This is a genomic window from Nostoc sp. MG11, assembly GCF_014904695.1.
In the GTDB taxonomy this organism is placed as follows: Bacteria; Cyanobacteriota; Cyanobacteriia; order Cyanobacteriales; family Nostocaceae; genus Komarekiella.
Genome location: NZ_JACXXN010000027.1, coordinates 58,551 through 82,637, shown reverse-complemented (window position 1 = coordinate 82,637; position 24,087 = coordinate 58,551). Strand labels below are relative to the sequence as shown.

The following is a 24,087-nucleotide window of genomic DNA, read 5'->3' as shown; positions in this document are numbered from 1 at the left end:
CCTCTCAAAGTCCCCCTTTTGAAGGGGGATTTAGGAGGATATACAACGATTTTGGTTTTGTACACAGATGTGTGTACACCGTAGCCTTTTTAAGGGGGGAATTAGAATCGAATGCCCCCTTAAAAAGGGGGTTGGGGGATCTGAAACTACTGGAAATTGAGTGTTTGAGCTGAAGTTGACACCAATAAATCGCACCAACTCCCTACACCTTTTATTTTCTAGACTTGCCATCTAATTAATAAACTCACTACATCGCCTGATTCACCTAAATTACTTGCGATTACAGGTTTAGACCAAGAACCTACTTCTGCATAACCTGTAGTATGCAACTGATAGATTGTCCTCCTCACTAGTTCAGGACTATCCACTAATATATGTTTTATCTTTTCTCGCCTCACTTGGACTTGATTGCTGCTGTTATCTTCTAATCTCACAAATTCTTCTGCCATAACGCACCTGTTTAACATTATCTCTGATTGTTATCATAAATGATAAAGATTTAATATTATTTAAAAAGCAAATCATGAATCAGGATTTACCACTTTCAGACAAAGTTAATCAATTATGGAATTTAATTCTCACTACAAGATACGTTAATTCTTCTAAGTCTAATAATTTACCATTTGAAGAATATTTTCTACGTTTTGTAGAATTGCAGCATATCGGTTTGACTATTGCCTATGAAAATCTTTCTAAGGGTCAATGGCTAAAATATACGGAGTCATTTGTATCTGATCTGAAAGTTAGTCAAGCTGATGATTTATTATGTTTAACAATTTTGAGTAAGGCTTATCAAATAATAACCTTACCTTTAATTTCTTTAGCGACTCTGCAAGGTTTCAGTCCTAATTGGGTTTACGCCTAAGAAACAATGAACCCACTTTAGTAATATGGTTGGCATATAGTGAAGAACTTTGTGAACAAGCAGTTACAGAATTTCAAAAAGCCTGGGACAGTTTAGGCGATCGCACCCTCTCAACTTACCGCTTCTGGGGTAGCCATGAGTTAGATTTAGCACAAGCTCAAGATGGCTTAGTAGTAGCAGGATTAGCGAAAGTCTATCACGCCGCCAAAAAGAGTATTCGCTTTATTAATCAACTGGGTGTACGTTGTTCATTGGTAATTATCGACGAAGCGCATCAAGCGATCGCCCAAACCTATAAACTCGTCTTAGATGCCTTAGTTGTCCCTTACGAAAAAACCGCCTTATTAGGTTTAACCGCTATCAAAATTTAGTAGAAATCTTAGAAGAGGATGTAGATAAAGCCGATATAGATACTTTACGTTCTCGGTTGATTAACTCTTTAGATGGGTTGAAGCTACTATTAATGGCATGGGCAAGGTATGAGGATGAATTAGATGGGAAACGCAAAGAAAATGCTCAAGATAAGCGCATTGATTGGGGGAGAGTTGCAAGAAGATTTTTAGAGAATGAGTGTCATAAACTTTATGCACCCAAGGGCGTTGGTGCATTAGTAGTGAAAAACGATCATCATCTTCAACCCCTTATTTACGGTGGTGGACATCAACAGGGGATAAGGTCAGGTACACTCAATGTCCCCGGAATTGTTGGTTTAGGGGAAGCTTGTCAATTGAGACGATTAGAGATGTCAGCAGATGAAACCGCGATCACAATTTTGCGAGATACACTACAAAACTTACTCCAGGCTCAAATTCCTGGCTTAGTGGTTAATGGAGATCTAAACAACCGTTTATCAGGTAACTTACATATTTCTATCCCGAACGTTCCTAATAGCGCCATAATTGCTAGAGTTCGCCATCAATTAGCTATTTCTACAGGTGCGGCTTGTTCATCAGGAGTTGTTGCAGCATCTCACGTTTTACAAGCTATGAATCTTTCAAATAATGTAATTGAGGGAGCTTTAAGAATTGGTATTGGTAAATTTACAACCCAAGAAGAAATTGAAAAGGCATCATTTATAATAACCAGTGCAGTCAACGAAATTCATCAATTTATCTAACAATACTTCGGACATATTAAGTTGCGATCGCACTGGATTAAACTAGTTCTGATTAATTGGTTTGTGTCCCGGTATAATTGGGTATTTATCCATCACTAGCTAAAAGATTAGTGCCTAGAGTACTAAGATCTGAACTTGTACAATGCTTAAGTAGAATAATATTATATTTGAACATTAAAACTTTGGGTTCTGTACTCATTTTAGTGTGAGGTCTACTGTGTCTGAAACTCCCCTATTAGATAAAATTATTAAAAATGTGCGGGTAGTTCGCCCCCATCAAGATGCTGACGAACTACTTGATTTAGGAATTAAAGATGGGAAATTTGCCCAGATTGCCCCTAATATCAGCCCAGACAAAGGCAAAGAGGTATTTGATGCCCAAAATCTCCTGGGCTTTCCTGGGGTCGTGGATGCCCACATGCATATCGGTATCTACCAACCCCTCGATAAAGATGCTGTGACTGAAACCAAAGCAGCGGCAATGGGAGGAGTAACAACTAGTCTCAATTACATTCGTACAGGACAGTATTATCTCAACAAAGGCGGTTCCTACCACGATTTTTTCCCAGAGGTTTTGGCGTTATCCGCAGGTAATTTTTTTGTAGATTACAGCTATCACGTCGCACCCATTGCTAGCCAGCATATCGACGAAATACCTCTACTGTTTGAGGAACACGGTGTATCTTCGTTTAAAATCTTCATGTTTTATGGCGGTTATGGGTTGCACGGTTTATCAGAACAGCAAAACCTCTTTTTGATGATTAACAAAGAGGAACGCTACGACCTTGCCCATTTTGAATTTATTATGCGCGGTCTAACTCGCTTGATGGAAGCACATCCAGAAGCGCGAGATACTATCAGCTTAAGTTTGCATTGTGAAGTTGCAGAAATTCTCAGCGCCTACACCAAAATAGTTGAAAATGACTCTAATTTTAGCGGACTATATGCCTACAGTGCAGCACGTCCCCCTCATTCTGAAGGTTTAGCAATTTGCATTGCTTCCTATTTGGCACACGAGACTAACTGTGCAAACATTAATTTATTGCATCTGAGTTCGCGTAAAGCAATGGAAGCAGCTTTGACTATGCAAACGGCTTTTCCTCATATCAACTTTCGACGAGAGGTTACTATAGGACATTTGCTATTAGATGTCAATACCCCCGCTGCTAGTTGGGCAAAAGTCAACCCCCCAATTCGTCCCCGTGCTGATGTAGAATACTTATGGCAAGCAGTACTTAACCATCAAGTAGATTGGATAGTTAGTGACCACGCTTGCTGTTCTGCCGAACAAAAAAGAAGTACTAAAGACCCGAATAATATTTGGTTGGCAAAGTCTGGTTTTGGCGGTACGGAATATTTACTTTCTGGTGTATTGAGTGAAGGTAGTAAGCGGGGGATGTCCTACAATCATATAGCTAAGTTGCTATCTTGGAACCCATCGCGGCGCTTTGGCTTGTTACAAAAAGGTGATATTGATATTGGCTATGATGCTGATTTAGTACTGGTAAATCCAAATGAGACTTTTGTGGTAAACGCTGCTGAATCGGAGTCACAACAAGGTTATACACCTTTTGAAGGTATGGAATTAACAGGACGAGTTAAAAGTACTTTTTTACGTGGAAATCTTATTTACAATAACGGGCAAGTTTTAGGCTCACCCACTGGACGTTATTTAAAAAGATGTTAGAGTAATCCCACGAAATTTAGTTACTTAAAGTCACTATTTATATTTATTATTCCCATGTTATATATCAGTCAAGGTTGCATAGACGCACGTGTAGTGGCTGTCGTTAGACATTGGAAAGTGTAGAATTGAGCTTCTGCCTCTATGCTTTAAGAATCTACAAATAATTAATTGCTGTTTTCTCAGTTCCGTTAGAGACTATTGGCAATAAGCAAAAAATCAGTAAAATTCTTTTATGCGCCGAGACTCGATATTTTATAAACTATTTCAACAATCCCCTAGTATAGTATTTGAATTATTGACAAATCCTCCAGCAAATGCAGATGCTTATCGATTTGATTCCGTAGCTGTTAAGGAACCTAAATTTGAAATAGATGGGGTATTTATACCACCAAAAAACGATACTCCTGGGGTTGTATATTTCTGCGAGGTATAGTTTCAAAGAGATGAACAGCTTTATGAAAGAGTATTTGCAGAATCCTCGTTATATTTCTACCGCAATCGTGACAGATTTAGTGATTGGCAAGCAGTGATAATTTATCCGTCACGTACTATAGAACAAAGTGATATTTATCCCCATCGAACCCAGCTAAATGGAAACCAAGTACATCGGGTATATTTGGATGAATTGGGTGATATTCGCCAATTACCTATATGGGTGGCATTGATGGTGTTAACTACGATGGGAGAAGAACAAGCATTGACACAAGCGAGGTATTTGCTTGAGCGTTCTTCTGTTGAACAGCCCGAAACCGCAAGCCGCGCCATAATGGAGTTAGTTACTACGATTATGGTGTACAAGTTTGAACAACTTAGCCGAACGGAGGTAGAACAAATGCTAGGAATTACGCTTAAAGAAACGAGAGTTTATCGAGAAATTAAGGAAGAAGGACGCGAAGAAGGACGAGAAGAAGGACGAGAAGTGATGGCTAATGCTATTTCTCGACAGTTGACTAAACGATTTGGGCAGAAATTATCTGAGGAAATACGTTCCTCAGTTTCTAGTTTATCTTTGCCTGTTCTCGAAGATTTGAGTGAAGCGCTGTTAGATTTTACCAGTTTGGCTGATTTGCAGGCTTGGTTAGAAGCGCGATGATAAAATAGCCTAAAGCCTAGCTCTAGTAAGGAATCGCGAAATTCCAAATTTAAAACGCTTGTATGGTAGACTTTCCAATATGACACCTTTTTGAAAAGCTTTTAATATCCATTTGCATAAGACAAAACTGTACTAACTTTTGATAAATCTCTATCAACTCGGATCAAGAATAAGCCGCCATCATCTGTCCTATGCCAAGGAGCAATGGTAAAACTGGGAACATAGGCAAAGCAATCTTTGCCAAGACGGTAATCTCCAATATCACAGTATCCAGCTAAACAATAACCCTCTTCGTTGTAACATTGTATTTCTGCATACTGACCGTCATAATGAGGCAAAATAGCAAGTAACCATACTCCACCGCCGTTAGCATCTTTTCTTAACCATTTCTTACTTGCTTTCACAAATTGCACTGTATCCGTTTTGCCCCACGGCAGCAATTTACTATCTAAAACTGGGATAAATTCATTTAATTTAGCATCTGGATGGCTATTAGATAAATTTTTATATTCTAAATAGTTATTCTCCATCCACAGGATTTCTGCATCTTCATTACCCAATACTTGCCAATCACCGAATAACATTCCCGCAGGAATAAAAGAGTAGCAATGCTTAGTCAGCTTCCATTCACCAATTTGGATTGCTCCCTTGAGTACGAAAAGCTCTAAATCAGCAGTAAATATGCCAGATGGTGCTTTAAAGTGGGATGGTAGCACGACTCTTGATGTAGAGGCTCCGCAGTCTTGCCATGTCAGTAATCTACGGCTTCCAAATACTACTTCATCCGGCATTCCATTAATTCGCCATCCCTGTTCTGCTGATATAGTATTGCTATCAAAAAAAATATATTTACGAGGTACATACTCTGGAGAAATTGCAGTCCGCCTTCCTGATAAATTCATGCGTCCTCTACCGTCTCCGCCCCAATCTTCTTTAATAGAGGTTATATTTAATGGCTCATTTATCTCTTCTTTGGACGTAGACATTGTATATCTTTTCCGTGTATTTATAACTCATTAACGAGCATGGTACGTTAATAAAGTAACGCACCTATGTGAAGGAAATTAATTTTTAATTAAGATAGTCGGCGTTTAACTTCCTCAGCCAAATCTGCTAATGGCACTTCTACTTGCTCGCCTGTTTTCAAATCTTTGAGAGAAGACTTTTGGGCTGTTGCTTCCTCAGAACCAATAATTACACAGAATTGAATCCCTTGTTTATCAGCTAGCTGAAATTGTTTACCCAAAGCTCGCTTGTCGAAGCTAGTTATAACATTAATGCCAGCTTGACGCAGCATTTGAGACACATTTAAATAAATAGGCATTAAATCTTCTTGCATATTCACTACCATCACTTGTGCAGGCGTAGCAGCTAAGGTATTGAGAATACCAGCTTTTAGCAAGCGACTAATTAAACGAGTTAAACCGATTGAAATGCCCACACCAGGCATTTTTTCGCCTAAAAATGTTCCTACTAATTCTTCGTATCTGCCACCAGAGCAAATACTACCCAAGGCTTCATGTCCTATTAGGGTAGTTTCGTAAACTGTGCCAGTATAATAATCTAAACCACGCGCGATCGCTAAGTCAATACAGAAACGATTTTCCGCAACTCCCAAATTACGAACGCCTGCAATCACCGTTTCTATTTCAGCAACTCCAAGACTAAATTGCTCTGCTTCTGGCAGATTTTGGGCGAGGTGCTTGAGCTTATCTAATACCTCATCAACAGTGCCATCAATTTTAATAAAATCAATAATTTTTCGAGCTTGTTCTGCTAAAATATCCTCTTTTTCTAATTCTTGCTTAACTTGAAATTCACCAATTTTTTCCAAATTATCAATGATGCCAATACATGATTTAATTTTATTCTCTGCAATTCCTAGTGACTGAAAGAAACCTGTGAGAATTTTACGATTATTGATGCGAATGAGAAAATCACCAATATTAATTGCTTCAAATATCTCAGTGATAATTGCAGGCATCTGAGCATCATATAGCAAGCTGAGTTCACGACGAGCAACTACATCAATATCGCACTGACGGAACTGACGAAAACGCCCGTCTTTTGCCCGCTCTCCGCGAAAAACAACATCCATTTGATAGCGAGCAAAGGGAAAAGTCAATTCATTTAAGTGGCGGGCAATATAAGCCGCTAGAGGAACTGTTTGATCAAATTTTAACGCTCTAGCTTCTGAACCAGTTTCGCCGGATTTATCCTTCTCTGCTTGCCGATTTGGTGGCAGAATGGGCTCAATACCATAAATGATATTGTCGCCTTGATTTCCCTTAGCTTGTAGTACTTCTAAACGTTCTACCGCGGGTGTTTCGATTGGTGTAAATCCATAGCTTTCAAATACCCTACGGATGATATCTAATAAAGATAATTCTAAACGCTTTTCACTAGGAAGAAATTCTGGAAAACCGCTAGGAGTAGAAAAGTTTATTTTGTCGCTTTTTGCCATGCTTTCACTGTTACCAATCTGTGTAAAATACTATTTTCATCTTTGTATATTTGTAGTGCAATTATTTTTACCACAAAGGCACAAAGACACGAAGAAAAACTAATCTCTAAGATTTTAAAATTAAGATTTTAGCCGTTCTTCTTGAATCAGGGTGCGTTGAAAGATTTGGTTGTTCTTAAACCAATGCCAAGTGCGAGCACGATTGTTATTGTCAGGGCTAATGTAGATCATTTCATACAAGTTAAGTTCTGGGTTTGTCTTATAAGAAAACCACAAAATAACAATAGAATCATCAGCTTCCCAGGCTTTTCCTGAAATGCGATCGGTGTCAAACCAGAGTTTATTATCTTTATAAGTTCCGGGAAATTCATATTCCTCTTTTTTACCATCAGCCCATTTGTAGCGGTTGATTTGGTAGTACGGATGAGGACTATTTTCTGGAAATTGACAGGTTAAGTGAGACTCATAACTGTCGAGAATTTTTCCTGCTGTATCAATTAATGTATAAGTTCCTACCCAATCGCCCTCATGACGAGCAAGCACTGGCATTCCTTCTCGAATGTTGGACATGATAATTCTCCTTTTATTGTTCTAACATTTGGAAGAATCGGGTAAAGTAATCCGGGAACGTCTTTGCTGTACAGCCTGGGTCTTTAATTACAATTCCTGGAATCTTCAAGCCAGTAACAGCAAAGGCCATCGCCATGCGATGATCGTGATAGGTTTCAATTGCTGCGGGGGTAATTGGGCCAGGCTCAATCTTCATTCCATCTGCAAATTCTTCAACTTTGACTCCCAGGCGACGCAACTCGGTAACAACGGCGTGAATGCGTTCGGTTTCTTTATATCGAATATGTTCCACATTGCGGATGGTAACAGGTGAACTGGCAAAAGGCGCGATCGCTCCTAATGTTTGCACCAAATCTGACATATCATTCATGTCAATATCGATACCCCGCAATTGCTCTGGCCCTGTGACTTCGGTGTAATCATCAGAATCCTGAATCTGGCAACCCATCTGTTCTAAGACATTAAGCCAAAGAATATCACCCTGACAAGATTTTTTGGTCAAATGATTTACGCGCACCCGTCCACCCGTGACAGCTGCTGCGGCAAAAAAGTAAGAAGCATTCGATGCATCAGGTTCTATTGTGTAATGTCGAGCCTGGTAACGCTGACCTGCTTTAATCTGAAATTGATTCTCGCCAATTTGAATCACCTCCACGCCAAAATCTGCCATTAGGCCACAGGTCATTTTAACGTAGGACTGAGAAACCAGTGTACCCTCAACCTCAATGACAGTATCCTGTTGAGCGTAAGGCGCAATCATTAATAATGCCGAAAGTTGCTGACTTGTTTGGTTGGCTTTCAGGCGAAAATTTCCCCCGGAAAACTGCCCACCATAGATGGTGTAAGGCATGAACCCCGGATTTCTTTCAAAGTTAACAGTTATTCCGCTCGTTTGCAGCACGTTTAGCAAATCGCCCATTGGCCGTTCTCGCATCCGCGGAACGCCGTCTAAGCGATATTCACCTTTACCCAGTGCAACTAACGCCGAGATGAATCTTGCTGCTGTGCCTGCTAAACCCACAAATAAATCTGCCTGTTTAGCTGGAATTTCACCTCCCTTTCCTGCAACCTGAATCTGAGCCAGATTAGGATTCAGAGTTATGGGAATACTCAATTGCTCTAAACATTTGGCAAAATAATCGCTGTCGTCACTAAATAAGGCATTTTCTAAAATAGAGTCGCCTTGCGCTAAAGCAGCAACGAGTAATGCCCGATTGGTAATACTTTTAGAACCAGGAATCTCTACCGTGGCATCTACTGGGCGATTCAGAGCAGGGATTTCGATGGTATCCACTTTAAACCTCTATGTAGGTGGTTAGCTACAACTTAATTATGTTCCCATATCCTGAATGCTGGTTGATCAGTAAGATTGCAGGGCGATGCAATTGAGTTGCAGGTCGATGCAATTGAGTTGCAGGTCGATGCAATTGAGTTGCAGGTCGATGCAATTGAGTTGCAGGGCGATGCAATTGAGTTGCAGGTCGATGCAATTGAGTTGCAGGGCGATGCAATTGAGTTGCAGGGCGATGCAATTGAGTTGCAGGGCGATGCAATTGAGTTGCAGAGCGATGCAATTGAGTTGCAGGGCGATGCAATTGAGTTGCAGGGCGATGCAAAATCATGAAAAAACGAACCGCCAAGGACGCCAAGGTCGCAAAGGAATAAAAATTTCAGAGAGTTCTTGCGTAAAGTCCTAATTTTTTTTCTCCCCCTGCCTCCCCTGCCTCCCCTGCCTCCCCTGCTCTCCATTCATTTCCCATGATCAAACCACCAGGGGTCGCTAGTAGAGTTGGTTTTAATTAAAATAGCTTTTTTTCGCATGAACCGTTTCAGCGCCGCCGCACCCATGCGTGACCCTCCCAAACCGGAGAATTTGAAGGCGTTTTTCTCTCCCTCGTGCATGATGGCAGTGAGTCCAGCATCATTGATACTGATGGCACCTGCATCTATATGCTGGGCAATTGCTAACGCTTCTGCTTCTGGCTCGGCAAAAACCGCTGCACTCAGTCCATAAATTGAGTCGTTTGCTAGATACACCGCTTCCTCAACTGTGGCAAAAGGCATCACTGGCATAATCGGGCCAAAAGTCTCTTCAGTCATTACTTTCATAGAATGGTTGACTTGAGTGAGAACTGTTGGACTGCACCACCAACCCCCGCCTAAGTCTTCAATTTCACCGCCACAGTGAATTACTGCTCCCTTTTCAACTGCATCTAGAAGATGATCACTAATAATTGCTGCCTGTTTTTCGGCAATGATGGGGCCAATTTCTCCAGTTTCAACTGTGGGATATGCTAGCTGAAGACGAGAAGCTTTGGCTATTAGTTGATGCACAAACTTTTCAAATATAGATTCAGCAACGTAAATCCGCTCAATTGAAAGGCATGATTGTCCGGTGTTGACGACTGAACTCCATAAAATCGCTGAGGTTGCTAATTCTAAATCGGCTGATGCTAAAATGATCGCAGGATCTTTTCCTCCTAATTCCAAAAAAGCTGGAATAAACCGTTTAGCTGCTGCTTCTGCGACTTTTCGTCCTGTCGCTACGCTACCTGTAAAGCACACTAAGTCTACACATTCAATCAGAGCAGCTCCAGTTTCACCCGCTCCCTCAACAAAACTTAATACGTCGCGCAATTTGGGAATGGCATTGAGTGCTGTAATCAACGGTGCTACAAAGCGGGGAGCAATCTCACTAGGTTTGACAATCACTGCACAACCCGCCAATAATGCCGGAATGGTATCAATTGTTGATAGCAATAGCGGGAAGTTCCACGGGCTGATTATTCCAACTAGAGGGTAAGGAACTGAAGTTTGTTGCAGTGCAATAAACGGGATGGCTGTGTTTCTTGCAGACTCTTGTAGCAAATCTGGCGCTAACCCACACCAGCGGTCAATACTAGCGAGGAAAGAATCTATTTCCAGTATCGAAACTGACAATCTTCCCGTATCATTTACCAATGCCTCTGTCAAGCGATCGCGTCCAGATAATATGGCTTGTTTCCACTGCTGCAAGGCTTCAATTCTCCCCTCTAAACCCAACTGCTGCCAGCGAATTTGCGCCCTCCGTATACGGTTACATTGCTGTGCCAGCAGCTTTGGAGGCGGGGGTAAAATCACGTAATCAAATTTGCCAGTCCGGGGGTTGCGGACTTCTATTGGTTTTGTCATTTGTGATTTGTCATTTGTTATTACTCCCAATGCCCAATTCCCAATTCAAATTATCCCCAGTTTGGCTAAGCGCTCGATGGTTGTTTGTTGTGTTTGGATGAAGTGTTTGCGGTCTACTTCTGCCTCTAGCATAGTATTAGCGGGGTAGAAGTGTGACTGGTTGTAACTTTGTGCGTATAATTCAAAGCGCTGGCGTGAAAGTAAATTATTTAACCCGGTTCGGCGGCGATCGCGGCGTAAAGCAGCTAAGTCAATCTCTGCAAAAGCTGCCATACTCTCACCTGCACCTGTCTGGGCTAAAACTATTCCGCGATGATCAATGATTTGAGAACCACCATCTACAGAAGCACTGGGGATAGAGCTATTAACGATGCCTGCGGTGTTTGCTGAGACTACGTATGCCATATTCTCCACGGCACGAGTGATTTTTGCCGCGTCTTTAGGCGTGAGATTTTTGCTATACACTTCTGAAGTGGAGTGCAAAAAAATCTCTGCCCCACGCATTACTAAACATCGTGCCACTTCTGGATATAAAATTTCTTCTGATGCTAAAGCTGCTAAATTCCCAATTTCAGTTTTAGCAACGGGAAAAACTCCCTCTAAGCCATAGCAGTCGAGATACTTATCCCAGACATCATGTGGTGTGGGAGCAAATAAAGAATTTAGCCGCCGATACCGCAATACAATTGAGCCAGATGGGTCAATAACAAAACTGGTTTGGAAGTATAATCCCACAAATTTGGGGTCGAGTTCGTAGGCGTTCCCAGCTAAAAATATCTGATGTTTTTGGGCAATTTTACCAAGTGCTTCGTACTCAGCACCAGCCATCTCTAAACAGGCTTTTTCTGCCCACCCCGTTAGAGACTCACCCATCGGAAAACCTGTGAGGAAATATTCTGGCAGTACTATTAAACGACAATCAGAGCCAATAAACGCAATACTGGCAGCAATTTTTGGCGCTAAGCGATTGATAGAGTTTTGGATGAGCGATCGCGCTTCAGTGCGATCACGTGCTTGATTGACTGCATGACACGTAACTTGGAGTGCCAAAGCACGAAATGAGTCAAGATTATCGGTATTGTCTGCCATGCTGTATCCAAATCTCATCATTAATTCATAGGATACCTGAACAGCAAGATTCCCAACTTCTTTAAAAAATCGGGAATCTTGAAAGACCCTTGACGTACGATAGATATAGACAGGATGTAGTTTAAATTCTACCTACCGTTTTGATGGGAATGACCGAGCAACGTGATCCTGACTCGCCGTCAGATAATTCTCAGCAATTCAGTGAATCAAACGACAGTCGCATCAAGTCAAGCCAGCCAGGGGTTCCCCCCGTTGAGCGGACTAGCGCGGGAAATACCCCCACAGCGCTGTCTCCTGATACTGTGACAACTAAGTCTGGTAATGATTCCTGGACAAATCGCATTACTGGTGTCTGGAATAAAGCAACAGAACGCTTGACGCAACTTTTACCCGTAGAACAACTGGCACATACTGTTGTTGATTGGTTTAGCGTTAGCGAAGCTCAGGTGGCAGAAATTTTAGAAAAAGTTCGCGCCGAACTACCAACCACTGAAGCTCTTTTAATTGGTAAACCCCAAGCCGGAAAAAGTTCGATTGTGCGGGGGCTAACGGGAGTTTCTGCCGAGATTGTGGGTCAGGGATTTCGTCCCCACACACAAAACACCCAGCGTTATGCCTATCCTTCTAGTGACCTGCCGTTACTGATTTTTACTGATACGGTGGGGCTGGGAGATGTAAATCAGAATACTCAGGCAATCATTCAGGAGTTGGTTGGCGATCTGCAACAGGAAAGTCGCCGCGCCAGAGTTCTGATTTTAACCGTCAAAATTAATGATTTTGCAACCGACACGTTGCGACAAATTGCTCAGCAGCTACGTCAGCAGTATCCAGATATTCCCTGTCTGCTAGTAGTTACCTGTTTGCACGAAGTTTATCCCTCCAATACTGCTGATCATCCTGCCTATCCGCCAGATTATCAGGAAGTCAATCGCGCATTTGCCGCCATGCAGCAAACTTTTGCAAAACTGTGCGATCGCTTTGTCATGATTGACTTTACCTTAGAAGAAGACGGCTACACTCCCGTATTTTATGGCTTAGAAGCCCTGAGAGATGCTTTAGCAGAACTGCTTCCAGAAGCAGAAGCTAAGGCAATGTATCAGTTATTGGATCAGGAGGAAGTTGGTGAGCAAATTGGCAATCTTTACCGAGATGCTGGACGCCGTTATATTTTGCCATTTGCAATTATGTCCGCAACCCTCGCGGCTGTACCACTGCCATTTGCCACAATGCCGGTTTTGACTGCCTTGCAAGTATCAATGGTGGGTTTACTAGGAAAATTGTATGGGCAAACGCTAACCCCGTCTCAAGCTGGGGGTGTTGTCAGTGCGATCGCAGGCGGTTTTTTAGCACAGGCGATCGCACGGGAGTTAATCAAATTTGTGCCTGGTTTTGGCAGTGCGATCGCTGCTTCTTGGGCAGCTGCTTATACTTGGTCATTAGGTGAAGCAGCCTGCGTTTACTTCGGTGATTTAATGGGAGGTAAGAAACCCGATCCCCAGAAAATTCAGTCTGTAATGCAAGAAGCGTTTAAAACCGCACAAAAACGTTTTAAAGGAATCAAATATTGAAAACGAGACTAGTAGTTTGCTTGCGTGAACTTGGTGGGGTAAAGGGATGCATGTGTTTTATCCCTTGCCCTTTCCCCAATCCTCACCCAGCAAAGTTGACTTGATAGACTACTAGAGAATCGATTCAGTAAAACGACCAATTATCATTGACTGTAGAGACGTTGCATTGCAACGTCTCTACGAAATAATCGGTTTTTCTCGCCCCTATCTTGAATACTGAATCGGTGTTCTAGAAGTTGTTACTGGCCACTAACACCAGGTCTAGTTGGTCTATCACTACCTCCACCACCTCTACCACCAAAAGGATCTATCCAGATATCAGGGCCACCACCACCATTATTTGGGGGTCGCTCACGAGATTTACAGAAACCTGAGCGGTAACTTTGCAGTTCTCCTGCGACTTCCTGTGGCCAGTTGGCAGTGTCTAAAAACTCTTGAACAGGCTGCGATTTAAATATGCGATCGCAGTCTAGCGGCGTCGGTTTATTTTCCCCTAGAGCATATCTGAACCCTTTGTCTACTTTGAATCCGCTTGTTCTTCCAACCGAAACAATATTGACAGATCCAACCAAAACATTAATTTCTACATTGCCACCAGTATTATTAGTTTGGATTAAAGTCAACTCATCGTTAGATGGTGAAACAATTACTTCGTTTGGGTGGTAAATACTAGCTGCACAGTTAATACCTCTGACAGCTTGAGACATCTGCGTTATTTCTGAAAGCAATCTGTCTATCAGCGAACCATTGCCTTGACGAGTACGTGCGGAAATCACAGAACTTTGATTACTACCACACTGCATTGACACTGCTAAATTGGGATCATTGACACTCCAATCACCTAAGCTTGCTACTAAACATTTGCTACCTGTAGTTTCTTCACATTTTTGGGTAGATTCCTGGCAAGCAGTTTCCAATGAAGGTAAACCTGCTGATGTTATCCATTCACCTATTTTTGAGGTTGTTACCGTACTACAGTAATACCTAACTAGGTCAGTAGCAGCTTGAGCTTGTAGGAGATTTTTAGAAGCTGTGGCACTGTGTGTATTCTTAGAGGCTAAAGATCGAACTTTGGAACTGTGCAACTGAGATGCAACTGGTACTACCCATAATCCATGACTACATGAACCGCCTTGCTTTCGCCAACCAAAGTAAACAGAACCACTCACCTTACAAGGAAATGTGTAAACAGAGCTGACAGGAGCAGGGCCAGCTTGTACTAACGCTCCAATTTTGTTATGCGTTGGATTTGGGAGACTAAGCCGTGATAGGGATTTCTTAGAACCAGGAACTCCCACAGCATCTTTATACTGTTGCATTCGCTGTCCTGGTTTAGCCACCATAGAATCTGTAGCACCTAGAAGCAGCCTGACTCCAGGATCAGATGCATAGTGAATCACCGCAGTTTTAGGAACTTCAGCAGAACTTGTGGTAAAAGTTGCCAAAATATATAAAGGAACCACTAAAGTTGCTGTAGCCGACTTTAGCTGAGTTAAATTGTTTGTCTTGCTCATACTGTTTTGTTGCTGATGTGGTAAATAAAATGTTTTCTTTTAGCATTTACAATTGAATTTCTTCGACAAATAATTACTATATTTAATTCTTAATGCAAAAGGAAAATTAGACTTTTTGAGAGCAAAAGTCAATACGTTTTATTGCATAATCATAAGGAAATTCAAATATTGCTGTTGTTAAAGTCTCTTTGCCTATTTGTGTGCAACTAGGAGCTTCATAAGGAGAGTCTTTACCATACCAATCACAATAATTATTGGTATATTTAAGCCATTTTTCTCTAAGTTCTATTAAAGTTTTACAAGGGATTAAATCCGCTTCATCTTGATTATCAAGTCTACGATTATTATTTAAATCCGCTCCTGCACCAATATTTTCAGACATTAAAATGTCATAGGTTTTTTTGAGAGCCTGATCATAATCACCATTGTTTAACTCATCCTCAAGATTTTTAAATAGCTTTGCTTTAATCACCTGTGCCAAAGCTTCTTCAGAGGCATCTGATAATTTTTGGATTTTTAATTTTTCTTTTGGATTGTCTTTGAAGTTCCTAATCAGCTTGATAGTTTCTGCTCTTACCCGTCGGTAGTAAGGCAGGGATTCTTCTATATTTCCGTCATTTTTAAGCCTATCTGCTTCTTTGAGGAAATCAGGTAAGGAGTTGAGAATTTTTGTTGTATCTGTGCTAAGGAAAACAGCTTCAATAATTTGTTTAGACTGCTGCTGCTGCCAGCCAAAAGCTATTCCACCTGCTGCAATGATTGCAGAGAAAGCGATCGCAATTGCTATTTTCCGTCTTTGGATGCGATCGCGTAAACCAACACTAGCATTAATAAACTGATTTGCAGTAGGACTAAACCCACCCAACACTTGATTAAATGTAGAGTCTTTTCGCAGTTCTAAAACTTGCTCTAACTTTGAACCAGCCCACAGTTCATCTTCTGCTTTCCTTGTTTGCCAGTGGGCTACATCGTCATTGAGTCTGTTACGTAGAGCTATAGCCTGACGATTTTCTGTAATCCAAATATTGAGATTATTCCAAGAGGTAAGCAGTATTTCATGAGTAATTTCTACTGTAGATTGTTGAGACGTTAATTGACTGTTACTAACCAATAAATTTTCATTAATCAATTTCATCAGTACATTTTGTTCAAGTTCATTGCTGAACTCAGACATCAATGCCCTTCTGCGGACTGGCTTCCATTCAGTACCAGATTCAGAATCTTTACCGATATCAACTAGTTTCAAAAAAATGCTCTGAGTAGCTAACTTTTCCTGTTCAGATAATGCCTCATAAATGGCATCTACTCGTTGTTGCAGCGCACCCCTGACACCACCCAACTGACGGTAAGTGCTAGTATTTAATGTGCGGTCTTGGATACTATTATTTGTTACTTCTGTTTCCCAAAGTAAATTTAAAGTGTACTGTAATAAAGGTAAATAACCTGCTTGTCCCTGAATATCCTTAATGATTTCTCCAACTAAGCCAGTTTCAAATACTACACCGTGATGTGCCGCAGGTTGTTCAATAGCTAATCGCAACTCATCGGCTTGCATTTCTGCAATTAGTGGACGATGTTTCTCTGTAGCTTTTACAAACTGGGGATAAGGGCTTAATTTATCAAGAAAATCAGCCCGCATCGTTGCCACAATTTTGACGCCTGGGGGGTTATTTTTACTCAATTTCGCTAAGCTAGCAATAAACTGAGCGCACTTTTGAGGCTGAGTAGTAGTAAATAATTCCTCAAACTGATCAATCAAAATGAACCAATAAGAATCAGGCTGCTTTAACTGCATTACCACCTGAGTTAAAGTGTTAGTCTTTGCTTCAAGAGCAATTTGAGCTTCAGATTGTCTATATTTACTGCGTAAGCTAGTATAAAAAGATTCAAAGGGGTCTGCATCTGGAGTAAACGTTAGGTATACTAACTGTGATCCTCTTTTTTCTAGTAGCCAAGGAATTAACCCGGCACGCACAACAGATGATTTACCACTACCACTAGCACCTAAAAGTAAAATCAGGTTAGTGTGTTCTAGTTCATTTACCAAACCTGTGAGAAATTGGTCACGTCCAAAAAATAAGTCTTTATCTTCTGGCTCAAATGTCTTTAAGCTTCTGTAGGGTGAAGTTTCTCTAAATTGGCGGGTTTTAATCTCGTCAACAGAGATTTGTAGAATCTGAGTTTGGTTAAAGGTGACAACGTTACTGTCACCCATTGAAACGTTACTAATATTTTGGCTAGGTTCATTCTGGCGATTGGGAAATTCTTCGCTCATATCCCTGCCCACACGTTAGCAACCAGAGGGGCTAGTTTTAAAACTGGGTCAGCAAGCTGTGCTACCCCTGTTAATCCTTTGTTCAACGCTTCAATTGCTTGGTCTACTAAGCTTTTATCTGGCTTGGGCTTTTTCAACTCCTCTTCAATTGTTTGTATAGGAACTTCTAAAGTTTTCTTTTCAATAGGGTTTAAGGCATTACTTACCGAAATATCTTGTTTTAATGTTGAGAGTAACTTTAAGGCTTCTTGTACATCAGCATTCTGAAGTCTAGCTTGCGTTCTACTTTGATTGAGTGTGCTTCCCCTATCTGCTTGAAGTTGATTAAATGCAATATCAGAGTTACCACTACCTATGTTGATGCCTCCAATATTTTGAGAATGGGATTCTAAAGATTTCGCAGCAGTAGGTAGAGTGTCTAAGACGCTGGGTAAAAACTGTTGCAGTTCTAATTTTTCTTCAGCCGTCAGATTTTTAAGAATTTCTAAAACTTCGCTAACGCTGTATTTTGGCATACGAGGAAGCTTATATAAGTTAATCTTGTCATATATTAAAATTCAAATACAATTTGCAGGATTTCGGATTATTTTTTATTTAATTTACAGATTTAGCAGCAAAATTAATGCGATAAACTACTAGGGACTGGAAATCCTTCCAGTCCCTAAAGTTTAAATCCAGCGCGATCGCACATTGATTACAGTACGAATTAATACCAATTGCTACTTATCGAATCTCTTGCAGATTCTCAATTGTAGTAAATATTCCAGCATCGGCAGCTAGATTACCAATATTAATTTGGGTTGGATAGCCAAGCTTCGGGTTGTACTCCACAGCAAGCTCGGATTGTCCACTGCTGATTGTATTCCTAATCAAATTAAACAGCTTAGGAACTGTGTTGTATGTTCGGAAAAACTCTGGATTGGCAACTGGCTGACCTGTCTGCACAGAAGTTATGGAAGTCGTTCTGCCGTTACGTACTTCAATGACTACCGGCCCTCTGGCTTCAGGAATACAAAAGCAACTGTTACTAAGTGTATAGCGATAGTTGTTAATTTTTTGCTGACGCCACAATCGGCGATTAATCCTTAATTGTTTTAATTGAGGATTATTCGTTAATTGCTTTGAGTTGGAGTTCGTGATCTCTGATGATTGTGCAACCTGTATGGGGGATTTAGGCATTACTGGTGTGTTTAAACCCAGAAACATTAATAATCCCGCACTAATAACAATAGGCAAGCGCATATAAATCCATTTCCACTCTATTTATCAATTAGTGTAGCTTAATCAAGCAAATTGCTGGGCTGATATTAAGAGTGGAGGAGTGGCAAAGCTGAGGTAAGTCGGAGTATTGGTCATTGGTCAAGGGTCAAGGGTCATTAATTATTCTCTGTCCCCATTCCCCAATGAACATGAGAATGGTACAAGTGATTAAACTTAGTTTAAGTTTGAAAACGGAGAGGGAGGGATTCGAACCCTCGTATACATTGCTGCATAACAGCATTTCCAGTGCTGCGCCTTCAACCACTCGGCCACCTCTCCAGGTGCCACAAGTTACGATTGTACTTTGAAATCGCAGAAAATGCAAAGATAAAAGAAGACATTTTTAGATTTAATCTCAAAACTAAAATCCCATATCCACATGTCCCTTACATACACAATTAGAGTTCGCGATCGCGCCACTGGCGAAATACACACCCTGCAAGTGTCAGAAGACCGCTACATCCTGCACAGTGCCGAAAAACAGGGGGTAGAACTGCCGTTTTCTTGCCGCAATGGGGCTTGCACCACTTGTGCTGTCAGAGTATTGTCGGGAGAAATTTACCAACCAGAGGCGATCGGCTTGTCGCCAGAGTTGCGTCGGCAAGGTTACGCTTTGCTGTGTGTGAGTTACCCACGTTCCGACTTAGAGGTAGAGACACAAGACGAAGATGAAGTTTATGAACTCCAGTTTGGGCGCTATTTTGGTCGTGGAAAAGTTAAAGCGGGTTTACCGTTAGATGAGGAATAAGCCATAGCGATCGCCCCAAGTTTCAAAGTACTAATTATTTAGTGGCGGTCGCCCAATAAACACACTGGCGAGTTCAAAAAATGTTCAAAAAACGCCCCAAAAATTAAAAGCGTACAAACCAGTTCACTATAAATAATGATTGTTCTAGTAACTTTGACTGCATGGGTACTAAAAATCAAAAAGACATTCTACCCCATACCCCCATATCTTGGCATCTGGAGCCGAAAAATAGCCATTTTAACTTGCCTATTGCTCCTAATGAGTTGCCAAAACAAAAATCAACTTGCAGACAATCAAGCCCAAGTGAAAGTAGCACGAGTAGTTAGTGGGCAAAGTTTGGAAGTGTTAGGTATGGCTGAACAACCAAACTTAATTTCTCAAGTGCGGTTAATTGGTGTTGATGCACCAGATTTACGACAGCGCCCTTGGGGAGAAGCAGCAAAAGAACAGTTAGAGGATCTGACTGGCAATGCTGAACAACCTGTAATACTGGAGTTTGATTTAGAAGCAAAAGACAAAATCGGGCGGACTCTAGCCTATGTGTGGAAAGATAAAGTGTTATTGAATGAAGAATTAGTTAAACAAGGAAATGCACTATTCGTTGGGCGATCGCCTAACCATAAATATAACCAGCGTTTAGAACGTGCCCAACAATGGGCTAGACTCATGGGGCAAGGAATCTGGAACCCAGAAAAACCCATGCGCCTCACTCCCGCTGAGTTCCGCCGCCAAAATCTTTGAACACTAATGAGTGCTGAGTGCTGAGTAATAAGTGAAAGAGTGGGGAAGTAGGAGACAAATGACAAATACTTCTCTACGAGAGGCTGCGCCAACGACTTCTCTACGAGACGCTACGCGTAGCTTGCTTAAGCGTAGGGGTACGCTACAAATGACAAATAACAAATGACAAAGCGCAAAGTCTGAGCGGTTCGCGGAGCGTCTCGTAGAGAGGCTTCCTCCGATGGTCTGTTTTACTGCCGAGAGGCGCAAGGCTTTGCGCCTCTGCCTTGTGTCTAAAAGACACAAGGCAACCGTTCTTTCAGAACGGTTGGGCAGTCGACCCGCATAGCGATCAGAACTTTGTAAGAGAGGACAAATGACAAATCTACAAATTTTTCTAGACATTGCCACCGAAGCAGCGCTAGCTGCTGGTGCTCTTTTACAAGGCTACTTAGGTAAATTAGAAGATGCAATTATTGAAAAAGGACGCCCTGGTGATTTAGTCACTGCTGCCGATAAAGCCTCAGAAGAGTTGATTTTAGACGTTTTGCGCCGCCACGTTCCTCAGCACTCTATCCTTGCGGAAGAATCAGGGAAAATAGGAAATCAAGAAAATGAATACCTCTGGGCAATAGACCCTTTAGATGGGACAACCAACTACGCCCATCAATATCCCTTTTTCGCGGTTTCCATCGGGCTATTAATTAATGGCGTTCCGCAAGTTGGTGTAATTTATGACCCCTTGCATGATGAGCTATTCCGGGCCGCTGCTGGTTTAGGAGCAACACGCAACCGTCGCCCGATCAAAGTGTCGCAAACATCAGAACTCAGAAAAAGCCTGCTTGTGACAGGATTTGCCTACGATCGCCGCGAAACATCTGATAACAACTACGCAGAATTTTGTCACCTTACCCACCTCACTCAAGGAGTCAGGCGTAGCGGTTCAGCAGCGCTGGATTTAGCGCATGTTGCCTGTGGACGTGTCGATGGCTACTGGGAACGCGGGCTTTCTCCTTGGGATATTGTCGCTGGGATAATTTTGTTACAAGAAGCCGGGGGCACAGTCACCGCTTATGATGGCACTCCTTTAAAAATTGAGTCAGGTAGAATTCTCGCCACAAATGGTTATATTCACAACACTCTCAGTCGTGAACTTTTGCAAGTTCCGCCACTGTCAACCTGGGTATGAGGAGCTGGGGGGCTGGGGGGCAAAGAAAACTAATGACTTTTGACTTTTGACTCTTGACCCTCGACCCTTGACAAATGACAATTTGCTACTGACGGATCACTGATCAAGCAAAGTAAACTAGAAAAAATCTAACTGCTCCTTTGGTGCAACACCGCTCTATGTCTTTTAAAATAGATCGTGGACTTTTTAAGTATGATTTCATAGATCATCACGCAATTTTGTGTATTCCAATTGACGCGGATGTTAAAGATATCCGCAAACGCTATCTCAAAATTGCCCGCCGCTTACACCCTGATAGTAGTGTTACTGCAAGTGCTGCGGAAAAACAGCTAGCCAACGAGTTGTTATCAAAGCTAGTTAACCCAGCTTATGAAAAACTTTCTGGAGAAGCGGCTCGCGCGGAATATATTCTAATTTTGTCGCAAATGGGTAGGCGCTTGTTACAAGAATCTGCCTCGGTAGAACTGAACACCGACTTAGCTAAACAGTTAGCTGGTGCGCCTAATATCGATCACTTTTATAAAAGTGCGATCGCAAAAATCGCCCAAACCCAATATGATTCTTTACAGCAAGTGCTGCAAGTCATTGCCCAAGTTAGTGAGTTGAATTTAGTGTACTTAATGCGGAATGGGGGTAAATCATCCGCAGCACCGCTACCTACTCAAACCAAAATTAACTCAGACACGTCCAAGCCAAATACAGCAAGTACACCAGCACCAGCGCCAGCAAAAGAAGACTCAGTTGTAGAACAGTATGTGCGTCGCGCTCAAACTTTGATTGACAAAAACCAATTTGCCCAAGCCAAAGTAGAGTTGCAAGATGCCCTGAAACTAGAACCTAAAAATAGTCACTGCCATAGCTTGATTGCATTGGTGTATTTAAAGCAAAACCAGCTAAAAATGGCAAAAATTCACTTTGACAACGCTTTGAAATTAGATCCCAATGACCAAATAGCGTTGCAATGGAAACCTAAAATAGATAAAGCATTGGGACAACAACCCAGTAATCCTAAAGTGACTACACCTGCTGATAATGGAGGTAAGCAACCAGATAAATCTGGGAGCGGTGGTTTGTTCGGTGGTTTGTTTGGTGGGAAGAAAAAATAATGGTGTATCAACCAGCAGCGGGAGCCAGGGATTTATTGCCCTTGGATGTGGCGAAAAAACGCTGGATTGAAGATAGGTTACAGCAGGTGTTTCACCGTTGGGGATATCACAGGATTATCACCTCAACTCTAGAGCGTATGGATACCCTAATGGCCGGGGAAGCCATTCAGCGCCAGATGGTGATTCAACTACAAAATACCGAAGATGAAGAATTAGGGCTACGTCCAGAATTGACAGCATCAATTGCTCGTACCGTTGTCACTCGTATGGCAGGTGTAACTTATCCGCAACGGCTGTACTATAATGCCAATGTATTTCGCCGCACTTGGGAAAGCAAGCACAATAGCCAGCAAGAGTTTTATCAAGCTGGAGTGGAGTTGTTAGGTACTGGCGGATTGCTGGCAAATGCAGAAGTGCTGCTATTAGTAGCAGATTGTTTAGCAGCACTGGGTTTGAAGGGGTGGCATTTAATTTTAGGTGAAGCAGGAATTACCCGATCGCTCCTTAGTGCCTTCCCTGTTAATTTACAAGATCAGGTTCGTACTGCGATCGCTCATCTCGACCGCATTACTATAGATACTCTGCCTCTAAGTGACAAACTACGCGAACGTGCCAGAATCATGTTAGATTTGCGTGGCAAAAATGCGGATGTGTTACAAAAAGTCAGCAGCCTAGATCTAGACAGCGAACAGCAAGAGGCGGTGAATAATCTCAAATCCCTAGTAGAATTACTGGAATCAGAGAAAAATTTCCCGTTAATCCTCGACCTCAGCCTCATCCAAACCATAGACTATTACACTGGTATCGTCTTTGAAGTTGTTAGTGATACCGAGTCACAAGCCCAAATTTTAGGGCGGGGTGGTCGCTACGACCAACTTTTGGGGCTATATCATCCTCAAGGTGAAAATATTCCCGGAATTGGTTTTGTACTCAACATTGAAAATTTATACCAAGTTTTATTGTCTACTCAGCAATTACCACAAACAACCCCGGCTAGTAACTGGTTAGTAGTACCAGAAACACCAAATGCTGATGTCGCAGCCTTTGCCTACGCCCAAAAACTCAGAGATTCTACTCATCTGGTGCGGGTAGAAATGGATTTAGGAGGAAGGGATGCAGACGCTATCCGACAATATGCACGCGATCGCAGCATCGCCCAAATTGCCTGGATCAAAGCTGATGGTTCACCCACAATTGAATCATTGCGTTAGTGGGCATTGGCAAAAGGGGAAGGGGTAAGGGGGAAAGGGAAAAACTATCCCCTTACCCTTTAACCTTTTCCCCTTCTTAAGAGTCCCCAGTCCCCTGCTAGGCTAGAAATAGCCGATACAGAAGAGAGGGAATCAAGAATATGTCGCACACAATTGTTACTGAAGTTTGTGAAGGCGTTGCCGACTGCGTAGATGCCTGTCCAGTAGCTTGCATTCATGATGGCCCAGGCAAAAATACCAAGGGAACCGATTGGTACTGGATTGACTTTGCTACTTGTATCGACTGTGGTATATGTCTCCAAGTTTGCCCAGTAGAAGGGGCAATCCTCCCAGAAGAACGACCTGAGTTGCAAAAAACCCCATAATAGTCAACAGTTATCAGTGAACAAGCTGCTCATTGCTAACTGATAACTGAAATTGGCTGTTGACAAATGACAAGT

At 41.9% G+C, this 24,087-nt stretch carries 23 protein-coding genes, 1 tRNA gene and 1 pseudogene; 13 read left to right on the top strand and 12 right to left on the bottom strand.

Features of this window, described 5'->3' with window-relative positions; all coding sequences use genetic code 11:
* Nucleotides 1–218 precede the first annotated feature (218 nt).
* On the bottom strand, nucleotides 219–449 hold the full coding sequence (locus HCR01_RS26825) for a hypothetical protein (protein WP_193199086.1): 231 nt from the start codon (nucleotides 447–449) through the stop codon (nucleotides 219–221).
* A 74-nt stretch (nucleotides 450–523) separates the two neighbouring features.
* Here HCR01_RS26825 and HCR01_RS26820 point away from each other — a divergent pair, with 74 nt between their 5' ends.
* From HCR01_RS26820 to HCR01_RS26800, 5 genes and pseudogenes are all read left to right on the top strand, one after another.
* Nucleotides 524–865 carry a hypothetical protein gene (locus HCR01_RS26820; protein ID WP_193199085.1) on the top strand — a complete coding sequence of 114 codons (342 nt, stop codon included), beginning with the start codon at nucleotides 524–526 and terminating at the stop codon, nucleotides 863–865.
* A gap of 29 nt (nucleotides 866–894) precedes the next feature.
* The gene (locus HCR01_RS26815) at nucleotides 895–1,236 is read left to right on the top strand and encodes a DEAD/DEAH box helicase family protein (protein WP_264299942.1); all 342 of its coding nucleotides are present in this window, start codon (nucleotides 895–897) and stop codon (nucleotides 1,234–1,236) included.
* Between the two features lie 92 nt (nucleotides 1,237–1,328).
* Nucleotides 1,329–1,982, top strand: a complete 654-nt coding sequence (locus tag HCR01_RS26810; RefSeq protein ID WP_226889646.1) for a cysteine desulfurase family protein — start codon at nucleotides 1,329–1,331, stop codon at nucleotides 1,980–1,982.
* 217 nt (nucleotides 1,983–2,199) lie between these two features.
* Nucleotides 2,200–3,669: an amidohydrolase family protein gene (locus HCR01_RS26805; protein ID WP_193199084.1), complete on the top strand. Its 1,470-nt coding sequence runs from the start codon at nucleotides 2,200–2,202 to the stop codon at nucleotides 3,667–3,669.
* A 232-nt stretch (nucleotides 3,670–3,901) separates the two neighbouring features.
* A pseudogene (locus HCR01_RS26800) lies at nucleotides 3,902–4,762 on the top strand (Rpn family recombination-promoting nuclease/putative transposase).
* 101 nt (nucleotides 4,763–4,863) lie between these two features.
* Here HCR01_RS26800 and HCR01_RS26795 read toward each other — a convergent pair.
* From HCR01_RS26795 to aroA, 4 genes are all read right to left on the bottom strand, one after another.
* Nucleotides 4,864–5,748, bottom strand: coding sequence for a DUF4437 domain-containing protein (locus tag HCR01_RS26795; protein WP_193199083.1), 885 nt, complete (start codon nucleotides 5,746–5,748; stop codon nucleotides 4,864–4,866).
* 89 nt (nucleotides 5,749–5,837) lie between these two features.
* The gene (hisS, locus tag HCR01_RS26790; RefSeq protein WP_193199082.1) at nucleotides 5,838–7,226 is read right to left on the bottom strand and encodes a histidine--tRNA ligase; all 1,389 of its coding nucleotides are present in this window, start codon (nucleotides 7,224–7,226) and stop codon (nucleotides 5,838–5,840) included.
* A gap of 120 nt (nucleotides 7,227–7,346) precedes the next feature.
* Nucleotides 7,347–7,796, bottom strand: a complete 450-nt coding sequence (locus HCR01_RS26785; RefSeq protein ID WP_193199081.1) for a DUF3598 family protein — start codon at nucleotides 7,794–7,796, stop codon at nucleotides 7,347–7,349.
* Between the two features lie 13 nt (nucleotides 7,797–7,809).
* A complete protein-coding gene (gene aroA, locus HCR01_RS26780) occupies nucleotides 7,810–9,090 on the bottom strand; it encodes a 3-phosphoshikimate 1-carboxyvinyltransferase (protein WP_193199080.1) in 1,281 nt (426 codons plus the stop codon).
* Between the two features lie 75 nt (nucleotides 9,091–9,165).
* On the opposite strand from aroA, the gene HCR01_RS26775 reads away from it, so the two are divergent.
* The gene (locus HCR01_RS26775; RefSeq protein WP_193199079.1) at nucleotides 9,166–9,420 is read left to right on the top strand and encodes a hypothetical protein; all 255 of its coding nucleotides are present in this window, start codon (nucleotides 9,166–9,168) and stop codon (nucleotides 9,418–9,420) included.
* Between the two features lie 125 nt (nucleotides 9,421–9,545).
* Here HCR01_RS26775 and HCR01_RS26770 read toward each other — a convergent pair whose 3' ends face one another.
* The gene (locus HCR01_RS26770; protein WP_193199078.1) at nucleotides 9,546–10,967 is read right to left on the bottom strand and encodes an aldehyde dehydrogenase family protein; all 1,422 of its coding nucleotides are present in this window, start codon (nucleotides 10,965–10,967) and stop codon (nucleotides 9,546–9,548) included.
* Nucleotides 10,968–11,012: 45 nt separating this feature from the next.
* Nucleotides 11,013–12,056, bottom strand: coding sequence for a nitrilase-related carbon-nitrogen hydrolase (locus tag HCR01_RS26765; RefSeq protein WP_193199077.1), 1,044 nt, complete (start codon nucleotides 12,054–12,056; stop codon nucleotides 11,013–11,015).
* Between the two features lie 149 nt (nucleotides 12,057–12,205).
* On the opposite strand from HCR01_RS26765, the gene HCR01_RS26760 reads away from it, so the two are divergent.
* Complete coding sequence (locus HCR01_RS26760; RefSeq protein WP_193199076.1) at nucleotides 12,206–13,624, top strand: GTPase family protein; 1,419 nt, start codon at nucleotides 12,206–12,208, stop codon at nucleotides 13,622–13,624.
* Between the two features lie 239 nt (nucleotides 13,625–13,863).
* Here the strand turns inward: HCR01_RS26760 and HCR01_RS26755 are convergent, their stop codons facing one another.
* The 5 genes from HCR01_RS26755 to HCR01_RS26735 form a co-directional block, all read right to left on the bottom strand.
* Nucleotides 13,864–15,138: a hypothetical protein gene (locus HCR01_RS26755; protein ID WP_193199075.1), complete on the bottom strand. Its 1,275-nt coding sequence runs from the start codon at nucleotides 15,136–15,138 to the stop codon at nucleotides 13,864–13,866.
* A 106-nt stretch (nucleotides 15,139–15,244) separates the two neighbouring features.
* Nucleotides 15,245–17,413, bottom strand: a complete 2,169-nt coding sequence (locus tag HCR01_RS26750; RefSeq protein ID WP_193199074.1) for an ATP-binding protein — start codon at nucleotides 17,411–17,413, stop codon at nucleotides 15,245–15,247.
* Nucleotides 17,410–17,928, bottom strand: a complete 519-nt coding sequence (locus HCR01_RS26745) for a hypothetical protein (RefSeq protein WP_193199073.1) — start codon at nucleotides 17,926–17,928, stop codon at nucleotides 17,410–17,412. Before HCR01_RS26745 ends, HCR01_RS26750 begins: the two co-directional genes overlap by 4 nt.
* Before the next feature lie 208 nt (nucleotides 17,929–18,136).
* Nucleotides 18,137–18,655, bottom strand: coding sequence for a DUF6174 domain-containing protein (locus HCR01_RS26740; RefSeq protein ID WP_193199072.1), 519 nt, complete (start codon nucleotides 18,653–18,655; stop codon nucleotides 18,137–18,139).
* Between the two features lie 210 nt (nucleotides 18,656–18,865).
* Nucleotides 18,866–18,952, bottom strand: a tRNA-Ser gene (locus tag HCR01_RS26735).
* A gap of 100 nt (nucleotides 18,953–19,052) precedes the next feature.
* Here HCR01_RS26735 and HCR01_RS26730 point away from each other — a divergent pair.
* The 6 genes from HCR01_RS26730 to HCR01_RS26705 all read left to right on the top strand — a co-directional run bounded on the left by HCR01_RS26730 (nucleotide 19,053) and on the right by HCR01_RS26705 (nucleotide 24,012).
* Nucleotides 19,053–19,421: a 2Fe-2S iron-sulfur cluster-binding protein gene (locus HCR01_RS26730; RefSeq protein ID WP_193199071.1), complete on the top strand. Its 369-nt coding sequence runs from the start codon at nucleotides 19,053–19,055 to the stop codon at nucleotides 19,419–19,421.
* A gap of 258 nt (nucleotides 19,422–19,679) precedes the next feature.
* The gene (locus tag HCR01_RS26725) at nucleotides 19,680–20,162 is read left to right on the top strand and encodes a thermonuclease family protein (RefSeq protein ID WP_226889645.1); all 483 of its coding nucleotides are present in this window, start codon (nucleotides 19,680–19,682) and stop codon (nucleotides 20,160–20,162) included.
* Nucleotides 20,163–20,517: 355 nt separating this feature from the next.
* Nucleotides 20,518–21,330: an inositol monophosphatase family protein gene (locus HCR01_RS26720; protein ID WP_193199070.1), complete on the top strand. Its 813-nt coding sequence runs from the start codon at nucleotides 20,518–20,520 to the stop codon at nucleotides 21,328–21,330.
* Between the two features lie 158 nt (nucleotides 21,331–21,488).
* Nucleotides 21,489–22,436, top strand: coding sequence for a J domain-containing protein (locus tag HCR01_RS26715; protein ID WP_193199069.1), 948 nt, complete (start codon nucleotides 21,489–21,491; stop codon nucleotides 22,434–22,436).
* On the top strand, nucleotides 22,436–23,647 hold the full coding sequence (locus tag HCR01_RS26710) for an ATP phosphoribosyltransferase regulatory subunit (protein WP_193199068.1): 1,212 nt from the start codon (nucleotides 22,436–22,438) through the stop codon (nucleotides 23,645–23,647). The genes HCR01_RS26715 and HCR01_RS26710 overlap by 1 nt, the downstream gene beginning before the upstream one ends.
* A 140-nt stretch (nucleotides 23,648–23,787) precedes the next feature.
* Nucleotides 23,788–24,012 (top strand): indolepyruvate ferredoxin oxidoreductase subunit alpha, encoded by a 225-nt coding sequence (locus HCR01_RS26705; RefSeq protein WP_193199067.1) that lies wholly within the window; start codon nucleotides 23,788–23,790, stop codon nucleotides 24,010–24,012.
* Nucleotides 24,013–24,087: the final 75 nt, after the last annotated feature.